Raw genomic sequence first — 14,589 nt, forward strand, 5'->3', positions numbered from 1 at the left:
TCGACCTGGGTCAATGAAAGCGAACACAAGAAGTGGCACCATGGGGGTAACTGGACAAGCTACCCCGGTTCATCAAGCCAATCAGGAGAAGTGTTATGCAAATGAAAATTACTGGTCTCCAACTCGATGTGACAGATGCTCTGCGTGACTATGTGACCGAGAAGATGGCGCGCCTGGAGCGGCACTTCGACAAGATCATCAGTGCCCAGATCACCTTGGAAGTGGACAAACTGCAGCAAAAGGCCGAAGGTACGCTGCACATTGCCGGCAACGATCTGGTTGCCGAAGCGCAGCACACTGATATGTATGCCGCCATTGACCTGCTGGTCGACCGTCTGGACCGCCAGCTGATCAAGCACAAGGAAAAACACATTGGCCGCCAACAAGGCGTCAACGACCGGTAAGTCCAAGCAGCGAACCATGCAAATAAGTCAAATACTCTCCCCCCAGCTCACCTTCGCGGCAGTGCAGGGGGGCTCCAAGAAACGCGTGCTGGAGCTGATCGGCAAGTTGATCGCCCAGCACACCCACCTGGATTCGGATGTCGTCTACGAAAGCCTGATCGCCCGGGAAAAACTCGGCTCGACCGGCTTCGGCAACGGCATCGCCATTCCCCACTGTCGCCTGGAGCAATGCACCGAGGCGGTGGGGGCCCTGCTGCAACTCGACAGCAGGATCGATTTCGACTCCCTCGACGGTGAGCCCGTCGACCTGATCTTCGTCCTGCTGGTGCCCCATGAGGCCACCGAGCAGCACCTGCAGATACTCAAGATGCTGGCCGAAAAACTTGACCAGGAAGAGTTGCGCGAGGCACTGCGACAGGCGCCGGATGCACAGGCCCTGTACCGGGTCATGGTTGGCGCCAACGGAGACTGATGACATGCGCCTGGTGGTCGTCAGCGGACGCTCCGGCTCCGGCAAGAGTACCGCTTTGCATCTGCTGGAAGACAATGGTTTCTACTGCATAGACAACCTGCCGGCCGGCCTGCTGCCGGAACTGGCCAGGCAGGCCAACAATACCGACCTGAGCCTGCCGAAGGTGGCCATCAGCATCGATGCGCGCAACCTGCCCAGCGATCTGCAGCGCTTTCCCGAGCTGCTCAAGCAGGTGCGCGATGCCGGTATCCACTGCGATGTGCTGTTCCTCGCCGCCACCGACGAGGTGCTGATCAAGCGCTTCTCGGAAACCCGCCGCAAGCATCCGCTGACCGATGGCAACCTGTCACTGGGCGAGGCGATCGCCGCCGAGCTGAAGGTGCTCGAACCCATCATCGACCTGGCCAGCCTGAAGATCGATACCAGCCACCTGACCCTGTACCAGCTGCGCGACCTGCTCAAGCAGCGCCTGCTGAGCAGCCAGAGCAACAGCCCCTCGATTCTCATCCAGTCGTTCGGCTTCAAGCGCGGCGTGCCGGTGGATGCCGACCTGGTATTCGACGTGCGCTGCCTGCCCAACCCCTACTGGAAGCCCGACCTGCGCCCGTTCTCCGGCAAAGACAAGCAGATCTGCGACTACCTGGATGCCGAACCCGATGTGCAGGACATGTACCAGGACATCTTCCACTTCCTGCAGAAGTGGCTGCCGCGCTATGCCGCCGGCGAACGCAGCTACATGAGCATCGGCATCGGCTGCACCGGTGGCCATCACCGCTCGGTGTATATCGCCGAGCGGCTGGTCCGGGAGCTGAGCGTGCACTCCTCCAACCTCCTGATTCGCCACCGTGACCTGCCATGAGTCAACTGATCCAACGCGTCCAGATCATCAACAAGCTCGGCCTGCATGCCCGCGCCGCCGCCAAGTTCGTCAACGTGGCCAAGCAGCATGGCTGCAGCGTGCAGGTCGGCGGTGATGAGCAGCGCATGGTCGATGGCAAGAGCATCATGCAGGTCATGATGCTGGCGGCGAGCAAGGGCACCGAGCTGTGCATCTGCTGCGAAGGCGAGCAGGCCGAACAGGCCATGGAGGACCTGGTCTGCCTGATCAATGACTATTTCGGCGAAGGCGAGTAGCCCCAGCCACCAACTGAGCGACACCCCACTTCCTCACCGGCAGCAGGCGTAGCGCCTGAACGCGGACCGGCCTTTCGGGTTGTCGCGCGCCTGCGCGACGACGGGGTGGGGATAATGGAGCGCCTCAGGCACCCCCAACGGTCATACCGTCCACCAACCAACTGCCGGTGAGGTAGTTGCCACGCCGTTCGATATCCGAGCCCACGCAGCGCAGATTGCGGAACATATCCCGCAGGTTACCGGCGATGGTCACCTCGCGTACCGGATGACTGATCACACCGTTTTCCACCCAGAAGCCACCAGCGCCCCGGGAATAGTCCCCGGTCACGCCATTGACGCCCTGCCCCATCAGCTCGGTGACCAGCAGGCCGGTACCCATCTCCTGCAGCAAGGCCGACAGATCCCCGGCATTGGAGCCGATATGCAGATTGTGCACGCCACCGGCATTGGCGGTGCTCGACAGCTTCAGCCGCCGTGCGGAATAGGTGCTCAGCACCCAGCTCTGCAGAATACCCTCGCGAATGAACGCCTGTTCCCGCGTAGCCAGCCCGTCGCCATCGAACGCGGCGCTGCCCAGCGCCTGGCGCAGATGCGGGCGCTCATCGATATGCACCCACTCGGGAAACACCTGGCTGCCCATGGCATCCAACAGGAAGGTCGACTGGCGGTACACCGCACCACCGGAAATCGAGCCGATCAGGTGCCCGAGCAGGCCCGCGGCCTGGTCGGCGGCGAACAGCACCGGCACCCGTGCGGTCTTCACCGGCCTGGCACCGACCCGCGCCAGGGTCCGCTCCGCCGCCTTGCGGCCCAGCGCCTCGGTACCCATCAGCCGGTCACCGCGGCGGTCGACCGTATACCAGTAGTCGCGCTGCATGCCTTCATCGGTATTGACGATCAGCACCGCAGACGCGCTGTGCCGCGAACCCAGCGAGCTGCCGATGAAGCCATGGCTGTTGCCGTAGACCCGGCAGCCCTGCTGGCTGCTGATATTGGCACTGTCGCTGCTCAGCCGTGGATCAACCGCCAGCGCCGCCGCCTCGCAGGCCAGGGCACGCTCGATCGCCGCCTCGGCATCCAGCGCCCAGGGGTGGTACAGGTCCAGATCGGGCAGATCATGCGCCATCAGCTCAGCCTCGGCCAGACCGGAACAGGGGTCGGGCGAGGTATTGCGGGCGATCGCCAGTGCCGCCTCGACAGTGGAACGGATGGCCTCGTCGGACGTATCCGAGGTGCTCGCCGAGCCCTTGCGCTGATCCAGATACAGGGTGATGCCGAAGCCCTGGTCGCGGTTGAGTTCGACCGTCTCCACCTCGCCCTGGCGCACACCGACGGACAGCCCGGTATTCTGGCTGACCGCCACCTCGCAGGCCGAAGCGCCCTGGCGACGGGCTTCGTCGAGGATGAAGGCCACTCGCTGTTCGAGCATCCGGCACAGGGCCTGGGGGTCATCGTGCTGCTGGTCGGGAAGCTGTTCGGTCATAAGATCTCCTCGTAGACGCGCATTGTACCCCGGACAGACACCCTGTGAACGGGTATCATGGCGCATTGAACAGAACCGGCGCACGGGCGGCAACCATGACAGATTTTCCAGAAGAACACGACGACGGCCAGCAGGAAGACGAAAAGAGCAAGAGCCAGGTCAAACGCGAGATGCATGCGTTCCAGGAGCTGGGCCGCCGCCTGGTCGAACTCAAACCCACACAGCTGGACAAGCTGGAGCTGACCGACAAGCTGCGCGCCGCCCTGGAAGAAGCTCACCGCCATACCGCCCGCGGCGCCCTCAAGCGCCACCTCAGTTTTGTCGGCAAGCTGGTGCGCGAACAACCGGATATCGAGGCGATCCAGGCCTACGTCGACCGCCTCGACAGCAGCAGCCAGGCCCATGCGCAATACTTCCACCAGCTGGAGCGCTGGCGTGATCGCCTGCTCACCGGCAACCCGGAAGAACAGCAGGCATTCATCGATGCCTACCCCAACGCCGACCGCCAGACCATCCGCCAACTGGTGCGTCAGGCAAGCAAGGAAGCCGCCGAGAACAAGCCGCCGGCCGCGGCGCGCAAACTGTTCAAGCTGATTCGCGAAGTGGCGGAACACGCCGACTGATGGCCCTGGGCTCGGTGGCGCGTCGGTGCCACCGGGTTGCCCTTCCGTCATCCTGAATGGCGTTCCCGGGCGACTGTGCTAGGTTCAAGGAGACCCCCAAGCACAGGATTCGCCGTGAATATAGCCACGCCCCTGCCCCGTCTGGAAAATCTGCTACCGCCTGATCAGGACCACGAACACCGGCAACTGCTCGATGGGCTGTTGCAACCACAGGCCTGCATCAACCCCAAATACTTCTACGATGACCGCGGCTGCGAGCTGTTCACCCGCATCTGCCAGCTCGATGAGTACTACCCCACCCGCACCGAAGCGGCCATATTCGAGCAGTGCGCCGATGAAATCAGCGCCGCGCTGACCGGGCATGCACAATGGATCGACCTGGGCTGTGGCGACTGCAGCAAGTCGCGCCGCTGGCTGGAGCACATCACTCCGGCCAGGCTGATCGGCGTCGATATCGCCGGCGACTTCCTGCAGGCCTGCCTGGCCGACATCGCCGATGGCCATCCCGAACTGGAATGCGTCGGCGTGGTCAGCGATTTCACCCGGCGCCTCGACCTGCGCCGGCTGCTCGCCGAAGACCCCGACAGCCCGCCGGTGTTCTTCTATCCCGGCTCATCGATCGGCAACTTCGCCCGCACCGATGCCCTGCGCCTGCTGCGCGGCATCCGCCGGCACTGTGGCGAGCACGGGCAGTTGCTGATTGGCGTTGACCTGGTCAAGCCCAGCCACATCCTCGAGGCCGCCTATGACGATGCCGAGGGCGTCACCGCCGCATTCAACCTGAACGTGCTGGAGGTGGTCAACCAGTTGCTGCCGGCGGACTTCGATCCCACCGCCTTTCGCCACCAGGCGGTCTACGACCCACGTAACTGCCGCATCGAAATGCGCCTGGTGGCCAACAGTCCGCAAACCGTACGGCTGGGCAGTACCGCGGTGCGCCAGTTCCAGCGCGGCGAGCATATCCTCACCGAATATTCCCACAAGTACACCACCACCGGTTTCAGCACCCTGCTGGCCGAGGCCGGCTTTGCCCGGCAGCAGCTGTGGACCGATCCGCGCCACTGGTTCGGCGTGTTCCTGGCGGAGCCGCAGGCATGACCCTGCAGCCACCACCGGCCGAGGCAAGCGTGTTGCAGTCGCGCTACCACAGTGTACGCGACTACAGCATGCAGCTGATCGAGGGGCTCAGCGCGGAGGACTGCCAGCTGCAGTCGATGGCCGAGGCCAGCCCGATAAAATGGCATCTGGCCCATACCAGCTGGTTCTTCGAGACTTTCATCCTGTCCGCTCTGCCGACACCGCCAGCGCGCTTCGATGACGCCTTCGCGGTACTGTTCAACTCCTACTACGTGGGCATAGGCCCGCGCCATGCACGGCCCGAACGGGGCATGCTGTCACGGCCATCACTGGATCAGATCCTCGCCTATCGCCAGCATGTGGATACCCATATGCGTGAAGCCCTGTCTTCCCCGGACTTTCCCCAGGCCATGCTGGCGCTGGTGGAACTGGGGCTCAATCATGAACAGCAGCACCAGGAACTGATCCTCACCGATCTCAAGCATCATTTCTCCCGCAACCCGTTGAGTCCGGCCTGGCGCGATACCGGCCCCGACCAGGCGGTGACCGGGCATGGCCGTCTGCTTGCCGAGCCCGTCGCCTTCGCAGGCGGTCTGGTCGAGATCGGCCATGCCGGTAACGGCTTCCACTATGACAATGAAGGACCACGGCACCGGGTCTGGCTCGAACCCTTCCAACTGGCCAGCCGCAATGTGAACAACGGCGAGTACCTGGCCTTTATCCGCGACGGCGGCTATCAGCGTCCCGAGCTGTGGCTGTCGGATGGCTGGGACCAGGTCTGCGCCGAAGGCTGGCAGGCGCCGCTGTATTGGCAGCACAGCGATAGCGGCTGGCAGGTATTCACCCTGCATGGCCTGCAACCCCTGGCCACCGACGCCAGCCTGAGCCATGTCAGCTTCTACGAGGCCGATGCCTATGCGCGCTGGGCCGATGCCCGCCTGCCAACCGAGGCCGAATGGGAGCACGCGGCAACCCAGGGCGGGCTGCTGCATGGCCTGTTCGATGAGGTCTGGCAGTGGTGCAACAGCGCCTACCTGCCCTACCCCGGCTTCCGCCCCGCTGCCGGAGCGGTCGGTGAGTACAACGGCAAGTTCATGATCAACCAGATGGTATTGCGCGGCGGCTCGCTCGCCACCCCGGCCAGGCATAGCCGGGCTTCGTATCGCAATTTCTTTCCGGCGGGCGCGCGCTGGCAGTTCAGTGGAGTGCGGTTGGCCTGGGATGGTAGAGCGGCGTAGCCGGCCGCTTTTCGGGGTGTAGCGCACCGGCGCTACGCCGGCGATCTTGCCGTCAGTCCCCCTCTGTCGTCGAGCAGGTGCTCGACAACCCTATAAACAGACCGTAATTGCAAAAAAGGCCGCCCCCGTTACCGGAGGCGGCCTTGTTGATCACTCAACGCCAGCTATCAATAGCCCAGCGAGAAGTTCTCTTCGTCCATATCCATCAGGTTGGCGGAACCGGACAGCATGGCTTCGACGTGGGCGCGGGTGCGCGGCAGGATGCGCTGGTAGTAGAAGCGCGCAGTCTGCAGCTTGGCCTTGTAGAAGGCTTCGTCACCGGTGCCGGCAGCCAGTTTCTCGGCGGCGACGCGGGCCATGTCGGCCCAGAAGTAGGCCAGGCAGACGTAGCCGGAGTACATCAGGTAATCCACCGACGCGGCACCGACCATCTCGCGGTCCTTCATCGCGGCCATGCCGACCTTCATGGTCAGGTCAGCCCATTCCTTGTTCAGGGTCGCCAGCGGGCCGACGAATTCCTGGATGGATTCGTTGCCTTCCTGGGTCTTGCAGAACTTGTGCACAATCTTGGTGAAGTTCTGCAGGGTGGCACCCTGGGTCATCAGTACCTTGCGGCCCAGCAGGTCCAGCGCCTGGATGCCGGTGGTACCTTCATAGAGCATGGAAATGCGCGAATCACGCACGTTCTGCTCCATGCCCCACTCGGAAATGAAGCCGTGGCCACCGTAGATCTGCACACCATGGTTGGCCGCTTCAAAGCCCACTTCGGTCATGAACGCCTTGGCGATCGGCGTCAGGAACGCCAGCAGGGAGTCGGCCAGCTTCTTCTGTTCCTCGTCCTGGCTGCGCTTGATGATGTCCACCTGCTTGGCAGTGAAGTACACCATGGCACGGTTGCCCTCGGCGAAGGCCTTCATGGTCAGCAGCATGCGCCGCACGTCCGGGTGCACGATGATCGGGTCAGCGGGCTTGTCCGGTGCCTTCGGGCCACTCAGGGCACGCATCTGCAGGCGCTCGCGGGCATACTTGATGCCACCCTGGAAGGCCACTTCGGCATGGGCCAGGCCCTGCAGAGCGGTACCCAGGCGCGCGGTGTTCATGAAGGTGAACATGGCGTTCAGGCCCTTGTTCGGCGGCCCGATCAGGAAGCCGGTGGCGCCGTCGAAGTTCATCACGCAGGTGGCGTTGCCGTGGATGCCCATCTTGTGCTCCAGCGAGCCACAGGTCACCGCGTTGCGTTCGCCATTCTCACCCTCGGCATTCGGCAGCACCTTGGGCACGATGAACAGGGAAATACCCTTGGTGCCGGCCGGTGCATCGGGCAGGCGCGCAAGAACGATATGGACGATGTTCTCGGCCATGTCGTGCTCACCGGAGGAGATGAAGATCTTGGTACCGGAAATGCGGTAGCTGCCATCGTCGGCCGGCTCGGCCTTGGTGCGCAGCATGCCCAGGTCGGTACCGCAATGCGGCTCGGTCAGGCACATGGTGCCGGTCCACTGGCCGGAAATCAGCTTGGTCAGGTAGATCTGCTTCTGCTCTTCGGTGCCGTGGGCTTCGATGGTGTTCATCGCGCCATGCGACAGACCGGGATACATGCCCCAGGACCAGTTGGCCTGGCCAACCATTTCACTCAGGGTCAGGCCCAGCGAGTCGGGCAGGCCCTGGCCGCCGTACTCGGGGTCCAGCGACAGGCTCGGCCAGCCACCTTCGACGAACTGGGCGTAGGCTTCCTTGAAGCCGGTCGGGGTCTTCACGCCCTCGGGGGACCAGGTGCAGCCCTCGGTATCGCCAACACGGTTCAGCGGTGCGATCACCTGTTCGCAGAACTTGGCACCCTCGTCGAGAATGGCATCGATCATGTCGGGAGTAGCGTCTTCGCATCCCGGCAGGCTGCTGTAGTGTTCTGCATAACCCAGTACTTCGTCGCGTACGAAACGGATGTCGCGCAGGGGAGCCTTGTATTCTGGCATGGGTACTGACCTCAACGATTATTTCAGGATTCGGAACGGCGACGAGCCGGACGGCCCATTCAAACACGTGTTTGAAACTTACGTTTCACGCCTGGCATTGTCAAGCCCCGGCGGATGAAAAACCGGGGAATGCGCATCAGGGAGAGTAGCAATAAAGGTGCGAGGTCGGGGGATAAAGGGGCTGGGGGACCGAGGGTTTGCCTGCAGTTTGGCAGCGGCGGCTGGTCCGTATCGCCCCGGGGCGGGGCTTGTATGGTTTTCCTACAGGAAGGAAGATGTTGGGGGGATTGATTGTAGGAGCGGCGCCCCGCCGCGATAGCAGACCACTCAGCGGCACCTCCATCGCGGCGAGGCGCCGCTCCCACCCATAACCCGGAGAGCCCGGAGAGCCCGGAAAAACAGCAAAAACGGACCTGAAATCAGGCGTGAATATCGATCAGGGTGCCCAGTGCTTCATCGGCGGTGTCGATGATCGCCGCGCCCGCCTCGACCTCGCGCTGGGCCTGCTGCAGTTCCACCAGGCTGTTGGCCAGGTTCACCGGGCGGTTGCTGTCTACCCGGGTACTGGCCGCCGGCTGTCCGGTCGCCGGTTGCAGGGGAATGGCACCCGCTGCCGCCGGATTCGTCGGGGCCCCGGCGCGGGCGATCTCTGCCGCAGCGGTATTGGCACGGTACTGGCCCTGACGCACGGCGTCGAAGCCGGAGGACAACAGATCAAGCGAGGCCATGGCACAGACTCATATAGTGGCAATATGCCAATTCAAGCACATTCCCGCTCAGGATGACATGCCGCTGGTCGGAGCGATCAGTGTATCGAGCTGCAGGTGTGCAGCCACCGCCGCCGCACTGAGCGGCTCGATACGCGGCACCACGCCCAGGCAGGGCGCCGGCAACAGCTCGCGCAGGGTCTGCAGGTTGTGCTGCTGGCGGTCCATCTGCGGATCGACCTGGTTGGCCACCCAGCCGGCCAGGCGCAGACCATCGGCGGCGATCGCCTCGGCGGTCAGCAAGGCGTGGTTGATGCAGCCCAGGCGTAGCCCCACCACCAGAATCACCGGGATACCCAGCTCGATAGCCAGGTCGGCCAGGGTCTGCCGGTCGTTCAGCGGCACTCGCCAGCCGCCAGCGCCCTCCACCAGGGTCAGCTGCGCGCCCCGCTCGAATACCCGAGAGCAGGCAGCGGCCAGTTGCCCGGCGGTCAGCGTCAGGCCTGCCTCGCGGGCGGCGATATGCGGCGCGATCGGCGGGGCCAGCGCCACCGGATTGAGCAGCTCGTAATCCAGCTGCGGATTGCATTCGGCCTGCAACGCCAGGGCATCATCGTTACGCAGGCCGGCGACGGTGGTCTCGCAACCGGCGGCCACCGGTTTGACCGCCGCGGTGCTCAGGCCGCGCAGCCGCGCCGCGTGCAGCAGACCGGCGGCGATGGTGGTCTTGCCGATTTCGGTATCGGTACCGGTGACGAAGTAGCGTTGGGACATGGGGGCTCCGGATCAGTTGGCGGCGGGTTTGAACATCAGTACCTGCGCCACCTGCCAGGTGGCTGGCAGGCCAGCCTCGCTGCGAAAGGCCTCATAGGCGGCGGTCAGCCGGCGTGCACGCGCGGCGCCGGTCAGGCCAGCGGGGCGGCCGGCATTGAGGTTGTGCGCGCCGAGGGATTTCAGCTCCTGGGTCAGTTCGCCCAGGCGTGAATAGAACAGCACGTGCTGCTCGACCTGGCAGCGCCAGTCGGCGAAGCCCGCCGCCGCCAGCAATGCCTGCAATTCATCCAGCGGCATGAAGCGGTTGACGTGGACAAAGTCGTCCACCGCCTGCCAGGCGCTGCGCAGCTCATGCAGGCTGCCGTCCAGCAGGGTATTGAAGGCCAGGCAGCCGCCGGGGCGCAGCACCCGCCAGGCCTCCGCCAGCGCCTGCGCCAGGTCGGGACACCATTGCAACGCCAGGCTGGAGAAGATCAGGTCCTGCGAGCTGCTGCGCAGCGGCAGTGCTTCGGCATCGGCGGCGACCCAGCCGGGCAGCGCCGGGCTGAGCTGACGGGCGTGGCGCAGCATGCCTTCGGCCAGGTCCAGGCCGATGACCGGCCGCTGGCAGCGATCAGCCAGTGCCCTGCTGAAGTAGCCGGTGCCGCAGCCCAGGTCGATGATATCCCGCGGTGCGAAGCTCTGCGGCAGGCGCGCCAGCAGGTTGCTGCCGACACTGCGCTGCAGGGCGGCGGCCCGGTCATAGGTGGCAGCGGCGCGGCTGAAGGATTCGGCCACCCGGCGCTTGTCGAGCATCTGCTCAGGCATGCTGCGCCTCCAGCCAGCCGGCGATCTGCTCGGCCAGCCACAGTGGCTGCTCCAGCGGCAGGGCATGGCCGGCCTGGTCATTGACGGCCAGGCGCGAGGGTTCATGCAGGGCGGCTATCGCCTCGGCGGCGGCTATCGGCACCAGCGCGTCCAGCGCGCCGAAGCAGTGCAGCATGGGCTGCTGCGGGCGAGCCAGCACTACCCGATTATCGAGCATGCCGAGCACCGCCAGGGCGTGCAGGCGCTGCGGCGCATCCAGCCCGTCCCAGCTCAGGGCCTTGGCCAGCTGTCTGGCCTGCGGACTGCCCTGGGCCACCAATAGCGCGAAACGCTTGAGGGTTTTCTCCGGCGCGTCGCGAAAGTCCTGGTAGAAGGCCTTGAAGGTGTCCGTTGGCATGGCCTGCGGCCAGTCCCGGCGCTCGACGAAGCAGGCATTGCTGGCCAGGGTGGCAACCCGGGTGAAGTGCTCGGGAAAGCGCCGATGCAACTGCACCGCCAGCATGCCGCCCAGCGACCAGCCGACCAGCACGCCCGGCCTGATCTGCTGGGCCAGGCTGCTGAGGTCGGTTTCCAGGCTGGAGAGCTGGATCGCCGGCAGCGGCAGGATCTCCACGCTGGTATCGGGCAGGCGTTCGAGCAGCGCGGCACGCAAGGGTTGCATGGTCTGCGGCGCCAGCGCCCAGCCCGGCAACAGGGTGATGTGTTTCATGGCTCCATCTCCGGCAGGCTGTTCAGGGTCTGTTGCAGGGCTTCCAGCAGACGCCCGACATCCTCCTCGCTGTGCGCCGCCGACAGGGTCACGCGCAGGCGGGCGGTCCCCTGCGGCACCGTGGGTGGGCGGATTGCGGTGATCAGGATGCCGCGCTGACGCAGCCCGGCGGACAACTGCAGGGCCCGTGCGCTGTCACCGATCAACAATGGCTGGATCGGTGTCGGGCTGTCCATCAACTGCAGGCCAAGCGCGCTGGCGCCGGCACGGAACTGTGCGATCAACCGCGCCAGGTGCTCACGGCGCCAGCTTTCCTCACGCAACAGCCGCAGACTGGCCAGGGTCGCCCAGGCGACCGCCGGCGGCTGGCTGGTGGTATAGATATAGGGCCGGGCGAACTGGATCAGGGTCTCGATCAGCTCGTCGCTGCCGGCGATGAAGGCGCCAGCGGTGCCAAAGGCCTTGCCCAGGGTGCCGACCAGCACCGGCACATCCTCCAGGCCCAGACTATAGTGCTCGACGATCCCGCCGCCGGTGGTGCCCAGGCAGCCGAAGCCGTGGGCGTCATCGACCATCACCCAAGCACCGCTACGACGCGCCGTGGCACAGATCTGCGGCAGCTGCGCCAGATCACCGTCCATGCTGAACACACCGTCGCTCACCACCAGGGTGTTGCCGGTGGCCTTGCCCAGCCGCTGCGCCAGGCTCTGCGCATCGTTATGCAGGTAACGGGAAAAACGCCCACCACTGAGCAGCCCGGCATCCAGCAGGGAGGCGTGATTGAGGCGATCCTGCAGCACGGTATCGCCCTGCCCGACCAGCGCGGTGATCGCGCCCATATTGGCCATATAGCCGCTGGACATCAGCAGCGCCCGGGGCCGGCCAGTGAACTCGGCCAGCGCCTCCTCCAGCTGGTGATGCGCAGCGCTGTGCCCGACTACCAGATGCGAGGCACCGCCACCCACGCCCCAGCGGCGCACGCCCTCGACCATGGCCTCGGCCACCGCCGGATGAGCGGCCAGGCCGAGGTAATCATTGCTGCAGAAGGCCAGCAGGGGCTGCCCATCCACGCTGACATGCACCCCCTGTGGCGATGCCAGCAGGGGGCGTTGACGATAGAGATGATCGGCACGGCGTTGGGCCAGGCGCGAAGACAGATCGAAGGGCATACAGACCTCAGCGCCAGCTTGCTGTTGCGGTCACACCGCGGCAGCGTTGGTGAACATCCGGCTGTCGCGCTGCTCGATCAGCGCCTGCTCGATGGCCGCCTGATGCACTTCGTCATCATGTTCCTGGCGCTCCTCGGGCTTGATACCCAGCCGGTCGAACAGACGCATGTCCTTCTCCGCCTGCGGGTTGGAGGTGGTCAGCAGACGGTCGCCGTAGAAGATCGAGTTGGCACCGGCGAAGAATGCCAGGGCCTGGGTCTGCTCGCTCATCTGCTCGCGACCGGCGGACAGGCGCACGTGGGATCTGGGCATCATGATCCGCGCGACCGCCAGCATGCGGATGAAGTCGAAGGGATCGATGTCCTCGGCATCTTCCAGCGGCGTACCGGCGACCTTGACCAGCATGTTGATCGGCACGCTCTCCGGATGCTCCGGCAGGTTGGCCAGCTGAATCAGCAGTCCAGCGCGGTCCTCCAGCGACTCACCCATACCGAGGATGCCGCCCGAACAGATCTTCATCCCCGCATCGCGCACGTAGGACAGTGTCTGCAGGCGCTCACCGTAGGTGCGGGTGGTGATGATGTTGCCGTAGAACTCCGGCGAGGTATCCAGGTTGTGGTTGTAGTAGTCCAGCCCGGCCTCGGCCAGCGCAGCGGTCTGCTCCCTGGTCAGCTTGCCCAGCGTCATGCAGGTTTCGAGACCCAGTTCACGCACGCCGCGCACCATCTGCAGCACATAGGGCATATCCTTCTCGGAAGGATGCTTCCAGGCCGCACCCATGCAGAAACGGGTGGCGCCGATGGCCTTGGCTGCCGCGGCTTCGTCCAGCACCTTCTGCACTTCGAGCAGTTTTTCCTTGTCCAGGCCGGTGTTGTAGTGGCCGGACTGCGGGCAGTACTTGCAGTCCTCCGGGCAGGCGCCGGTCTTGATCGACAGCAGCGTGGAAACCTGCACGCGGTTGGCGTCGAAGTGCTGGCGATGCACTGTCTGCGCCTGGAACAGCAGGTCGTTGAAAGGTTGGCGCAGCAGGGCCAGCACTTCTGCCGGAGTCCAGTCGTGGCGGGTAACAGAGGCAGTCATCGGAAGCATATCCTTGGAATCGGTGAGGACTTGTATATGCAACGCATGATAATGGCGGCGGGGAGACTGTCAACCACTTATGAAACACAAGGTTTACAACTGGCTACAATTTAACCAGATCAATCGATGCCTGCTGTGCCTGGGCAGTGCCGCGGGAATTGCCGAATGCATCTGCACAGCCTGTCAGGAGGACCTGCCCTGGCTCGGCAGCGCCTGCCGGCAGTGCGCCCTGCCCATGCCCGAGAGCGGGCTGCTGTGCGGTCATTGCCAGCACAACCCACCCGCCTTCAGCCAGGTGGTGACGCCCTTTCGCTACGCCTTCCCGCTGGACAGCCTGATCCCGGCATTCAAATACCAGCACAAGCTCACCTATGGCCGGTTGCTGGCGCAACTACTGTTGCAGGCCATAGTGCATCATTATCAGGAACATGAGCAGGCGCTACCGGCTCTGGTGATCCCCCTTCCCCTGCACCGCGCGCGGCAGGCGCAGCGCGGCTACAACCAGGCACTGGAGCTGGCCCGACCGATTGCCCGGCGACTGGGATTGCCGCTGGACCGGCACATCCTGCTGCGCCAGCGCGCCACCACCGCGCAACAGGGGCTGGATGCCCAGGCGCGCCGGCAGAACCTGCAAGGCGCCTTTGTCTGCCGCCAACCACAGCGCCTGGCCGGCAAGCATGTTGCGCTGGTCGATGACGTGGTCACCACCGGCACCACGGTCAACGAAGCCAGCCGCATCCTCTTGGCGGCCGGTGCAGCCAGCATCAGCGTCTGGTGCGTGGCGCGCACGCCCTAGCCTGCGGAGGCACTCATCAAACCCCGGCGTAGCGCAGGCGCGCTACACCCCCAGCGCAACCGGGCCGGGTTGTCGTATATGGTCTCCTCCCTCATTGCAAGGCTTTCAACATTCAATGACAAGAGCAGGTTGTCTGTCGTATA

Annotated in this window: 16 protein-coding genes; 8 read left to right on the forward strand and 8 right to left on the reverse strand. The window is 64.6% G+C overall.

All coding sequences use genetic code 11. The annotated features are described in order from the left end of the window. The first annotated feature begins 95 nt into the window (after positions 1-95). The 4 genes from hpf to H6X51_RS17665 are packed head-to-tail and all read left to right on the forward strand — an operon-like array spanning position 96 to position 2,010. A complete protein-coding gene (gene hpf / locus H6X51_RS17650) occupies positions 96-404 on the forward strand; it encodes a ribosome hibernation-promoting factor, HPF/YfiA family (protein ID WP_185268785.1) in 309 nt (102 codons plus the stop codon). 16 nt (positions 405-420) lie between these two features. Next, positions 421-876 (forward strand): PTS IIA-like nitrogen regulatory protein PtsN, encoded by a 456-nt coding sequence (gene ptsN, locus H6X51_RS17655; protein ID WP_185268786.1) that lies wholly within the window; start codon positions 421-423, stop codon positions 874-876. Positions 877-880: 4 nt separating this feature from the next. Then, positions 881-1,735 carry an RNase adapter RapZ gene (rapZ, locus tag H6X51_RS17660; RefSeq protein WP_185268787.1) on the forward strand — a complete coding sequence of 285 codons (855 nt, stop codon included), beginning with the start codon at positions 881-883 and terminating at the stop codon, positions 1,733-1,735. Beyond that, positions 1,732-2,010: an HPr family phosphocarrier protein gene (locus H6X51_RS17665; protein ID WP_185268788.1), complete on the forward strand. Its 279-nt coding sequence runs from the start codon at positions 1,732-1,734 to the stop codon at positions 2,008-2,010. Before rapZ ends, H6X51_RS17665 begins: the two co-directional genes overlap by 4 nt. 124 nt (positions 2,011-2,134) lie before the next feature. Here the strand turns inward: H6X51_RS17665 and pmbA are convergent, their stop codons facing one another. Continuing rightward, positions 2,135-3,493: a metalloprotease PmbA gene (gene pmbA, locus H6X51_RS17670; protein ID WP_185268789.1), complete on the reverse strand. Its 1,359-nt coding sequence runs from the start codon at positions 3,491-3,493 to the stop codon at positions 2,135-2,137. A 95-nt stretch (positions 3,494-3,588) separates the two neighbouring features. Here pmbA and yjgA point away from each other — a divergent pair, with 95 nt between their 5' ends. The 3 genes from yjgA (at position 3,589) to egtB (ending at position 6,431) form a co-directional block, all read left to right on the forward strand. Further along, positions 3,589-4,116 (forward strand): ribosome biogenesis factor YjgA, encoded by a 528-nt coding sequence (yjgA, locus tag H6X51_RS17675; protein ID WP_185268790.1) that lies wholly within the window; start codon positions 3,589-3,591, stop codon positions 4,114-4,116. Positions 4,117-4,230: 114 nt separating this feature from the next. Next, positions 4,231-5,214, forward strand: a complete 984-nt coding sequence (gene egtD / locus H6X51_RS17680; protein WP_185268791.1) for an L-histidine N(alpha)-methyltransferase — start codon at positions 4,231-4,233, stop codon at positions 5,212-5,214. Then, positions 5,211-6,431, forward strand: a complete 1,221-nt coding sequence (gene egtB / locus H6X51_RS17685; RefSeq protein ID WP_185268792.1) for an ergothioneine biosynthesis protein EgtB — start codon at positions 5,211-5,213, stop codon at positions 6,429-6,431. Before egtD ends, egtB begins: the two co-directional genes overlap by 4 nt. Before the next feature lie 167 nt (positions 6,432-6,598). Here egtB and H6X51_RS17690 read toward each other — a convergent pair whose 3' ends face one another. From H6X51_RS17690 to bioB, 7 genes are all read right to left on the reverse strand, one after another. Beyond that, on the reverse strand, positions 6,599-8,404 hold the full coding sequence (locus H6X51_RS17690; RefSeq protein ID WP_185268793.1) for a phenylacyl-CoA dehydrogenase: 1,806 nt from the start codon (positions 8,402-8,404) through the stop codon (positions 6,599-6,601). Between the two features lie 419 nt (positions 8,405-8,823). Beyond that, complete coding sequence (locus H6X51_RS17695) at positions 8,824-9,132, reverse strand: flagellar basal body rod C-terminal domain-containing protein (RefSeq protein ID WP_185268794.1); 309 nt, start codon at positions 9,130-9,132, stop codon at positions 8,824-8,826. 48 nt (positions 9,133-9,180) lie between these two features. Further along, a complete protein-coding gene (gene bioD, locus H6X51_RS17700) occupies positions 9,181-9,885 on the reverse strand; it encodes a dethiobiotin synthase (protein WP_185268795.1) in 705 nt (234 codons plus the stop codon). A gap of 12 nt (positions 9,886-9,897) precedes the next feature. Continuing rightward, positions 9,898-10,692, reverse strand: a complete 795-nt coding sequence (gene bioC / locus H6X51_RS17705; RefSeq protein WP_185268796.1) for a malonyl-ACP O-methyltransferase BioC — start codon at positions 10,690-10,692, stop codon at positions 9,898-9,900. Further along, positions 10,685-11,401 (reverse strand): alpha/beta fold hydrolase, encoded by a 717-nt coding sequence (locus H6X51_RS17710; RefSeq protein WP_185268797.1) that lies wholly within the window; start codon positions 11,399-11,401, stop codon positions 10,685-10,687. The genes bioC and H6X51_RS17710 overlap by 8 nt, the downstream gene beginning before the upstream one ends. Further along, the gene (gene bioF, locus H6X51_RS17715; RefSeq protein WP_185268798.1) at positions 11,398-12,570 is read right to left on the reverse strand and encodes an 8-amino-7-oxononanoate synthase; all 1,173 of its coding nucleotides are present in this window, start codon (positions 12,568-12,570) and stop codon (positions 11,398-11,400) included. The genes H6X51_RS17710 and bioF overlap by 4 nt, the downstream gene beginning before the upstream one ends. A 30-nt stretch (positions 12,571-12,600) precedes the next feature. After that, positions 12,601-13,650, reverse strand: coding sequence for a biotin synthase BioB (gene bioB, locus H6X51_RS17720; RefSeq protein WP_185268799.1), 1,050 nt, complete (start codon positions 13,648-13,650; stop codon positions 12,601-12,603). Positions 13,651-13,729: 79 nt separating this feature from the next. On the opposite strand from bioB, the gene H6X51_RS17725 reads away from it, so the two are divergent. Beyond that, complete coding sequence (locus H6X51_RS17725) at positions 13,730-14,446, forward strand: ComF family protein (RefSeq protein ID WP_185268800.1); 717 nt, start codon at positions 13,730-13,732, stop codon at positions 14,444-14,446. The last annotated feature ends 143 nt before the right edge of the window (positions 14,447-14,589 follow it).

The organism is Halopseudomonas xiamenensis (assembly GCF_014219065.1).
Taxonomy (GTDB): Bacteria; Pseudomonadota; Gammaproteobacteria; order Pseudomonadales; family Pseudomonadaceae; genus Halopseudomonas; species Halopseudomonas xiamenensis.

Excerpts from the sequence above, each read along its gene's own strand:
- pmbA (WP_185268789.1), bottom strand. The coding sequence starts at position 3,493 with ATGACCGAACAGCTTCCCGACCAGCAGCACGATGACCCCCAGGCCCTG.
- hpf (WP_185268785.1), top strand. The coding sequence starts at position 96 with ATGCAAATGAAAATTACTGGTCTCCAACTCGATGTGACAGATGCTCTG.
- H6X51_RS17690 (WP_185268793.1), bottom strand. The coding sequence starts at position 8,404 with ATGCCAGAATACAAGGCTCCCCTGCGCGACATCCGTTTCGTACGCGAC.
- rapZ (WP_185268787.1), top strand. The coding sequence starts at position 881 with ATGCGCCTGGTGGTCGTCAGCGGACGCTCCGGCTCCGGCAAGAGTACC.
- yjgA (WP_185268790.1), top strand. The coding sequence starts at position 3,589 with ATGACAGATTTTCCAGAAGAACACGACGACGGCCAGCAGGAAGACGAA.
- egtB (WP_185268792.1), top strand. The coding sequence starts at position 5,211 with ATGACCCTGCAGCCACCACCGGCCGAGGCAAGCGTGTTGCAGTCGCGC.
- H6X51_RS17725 (WP_185268800.1), top strand. The coding sequence starts at position 13,730 with ATGAAACACAAGGTTTACAACTGGCTACAATTTAACCAGATCAATCGA.
- H6X51_RS17695 (WP_185268794.1), bottom strand. The coding sequence starts at position 9,132 with ATGGCCTCGCTTGATCTGTTGTCCTCCGGCTTCGACGCCGTGCGTCAG.
- H6X51_RS17665 (WP_185268788.1), top strand. The coding sequence starts at position 1,732 with ATGAGTCAACTGATCCAACGCGTCCAGATCATCAACAAGCTCGGCCTG.
- ptsN (WP_185268786.1), top strand. The coding sequence starts at position 421 with ATGCAAATAAGTCAAATACTCTCCCCCCAGCTCACCTTCGCGGCAGTG.
- bioD (WP_185268795.1), bottom strand. The coding sequence starts at position 9,885 with ATGTCCCAACGCTACTTCGTCACCGGTACCGATACCGAAATCGGCAAG.
- bioB (WP_185268799.1), bottom strand. The coding sequence starts at position 13,650 with ATGACTGCCTCTGTTACCCGCCACGACTGGACTCCGGCAGAAGTGCTG.
- bioC (WP_185268796.1), bottom strand. The coding sequence starts at position 10,692 with ATGCCTGAGCAGATGCTCGACAAGCGCCGGGTGGCCGAATCCTTCAGC.
- bioF (WP_185268798.1), bottom strand. The coding sequence starts at position 12,570 with ATGCCCTTCGATCTGTCTTCGCGCCTGGCCCAACGCCGTGCCGATCAT.
- H6X51_RS17710 (WP_185268797.1), bottom strand. The coding sequence starts at position 11,401 with ATGAAACACATCACCCTGTTGCCGGGCTGGGCGCTGGCGCCGCAGACC.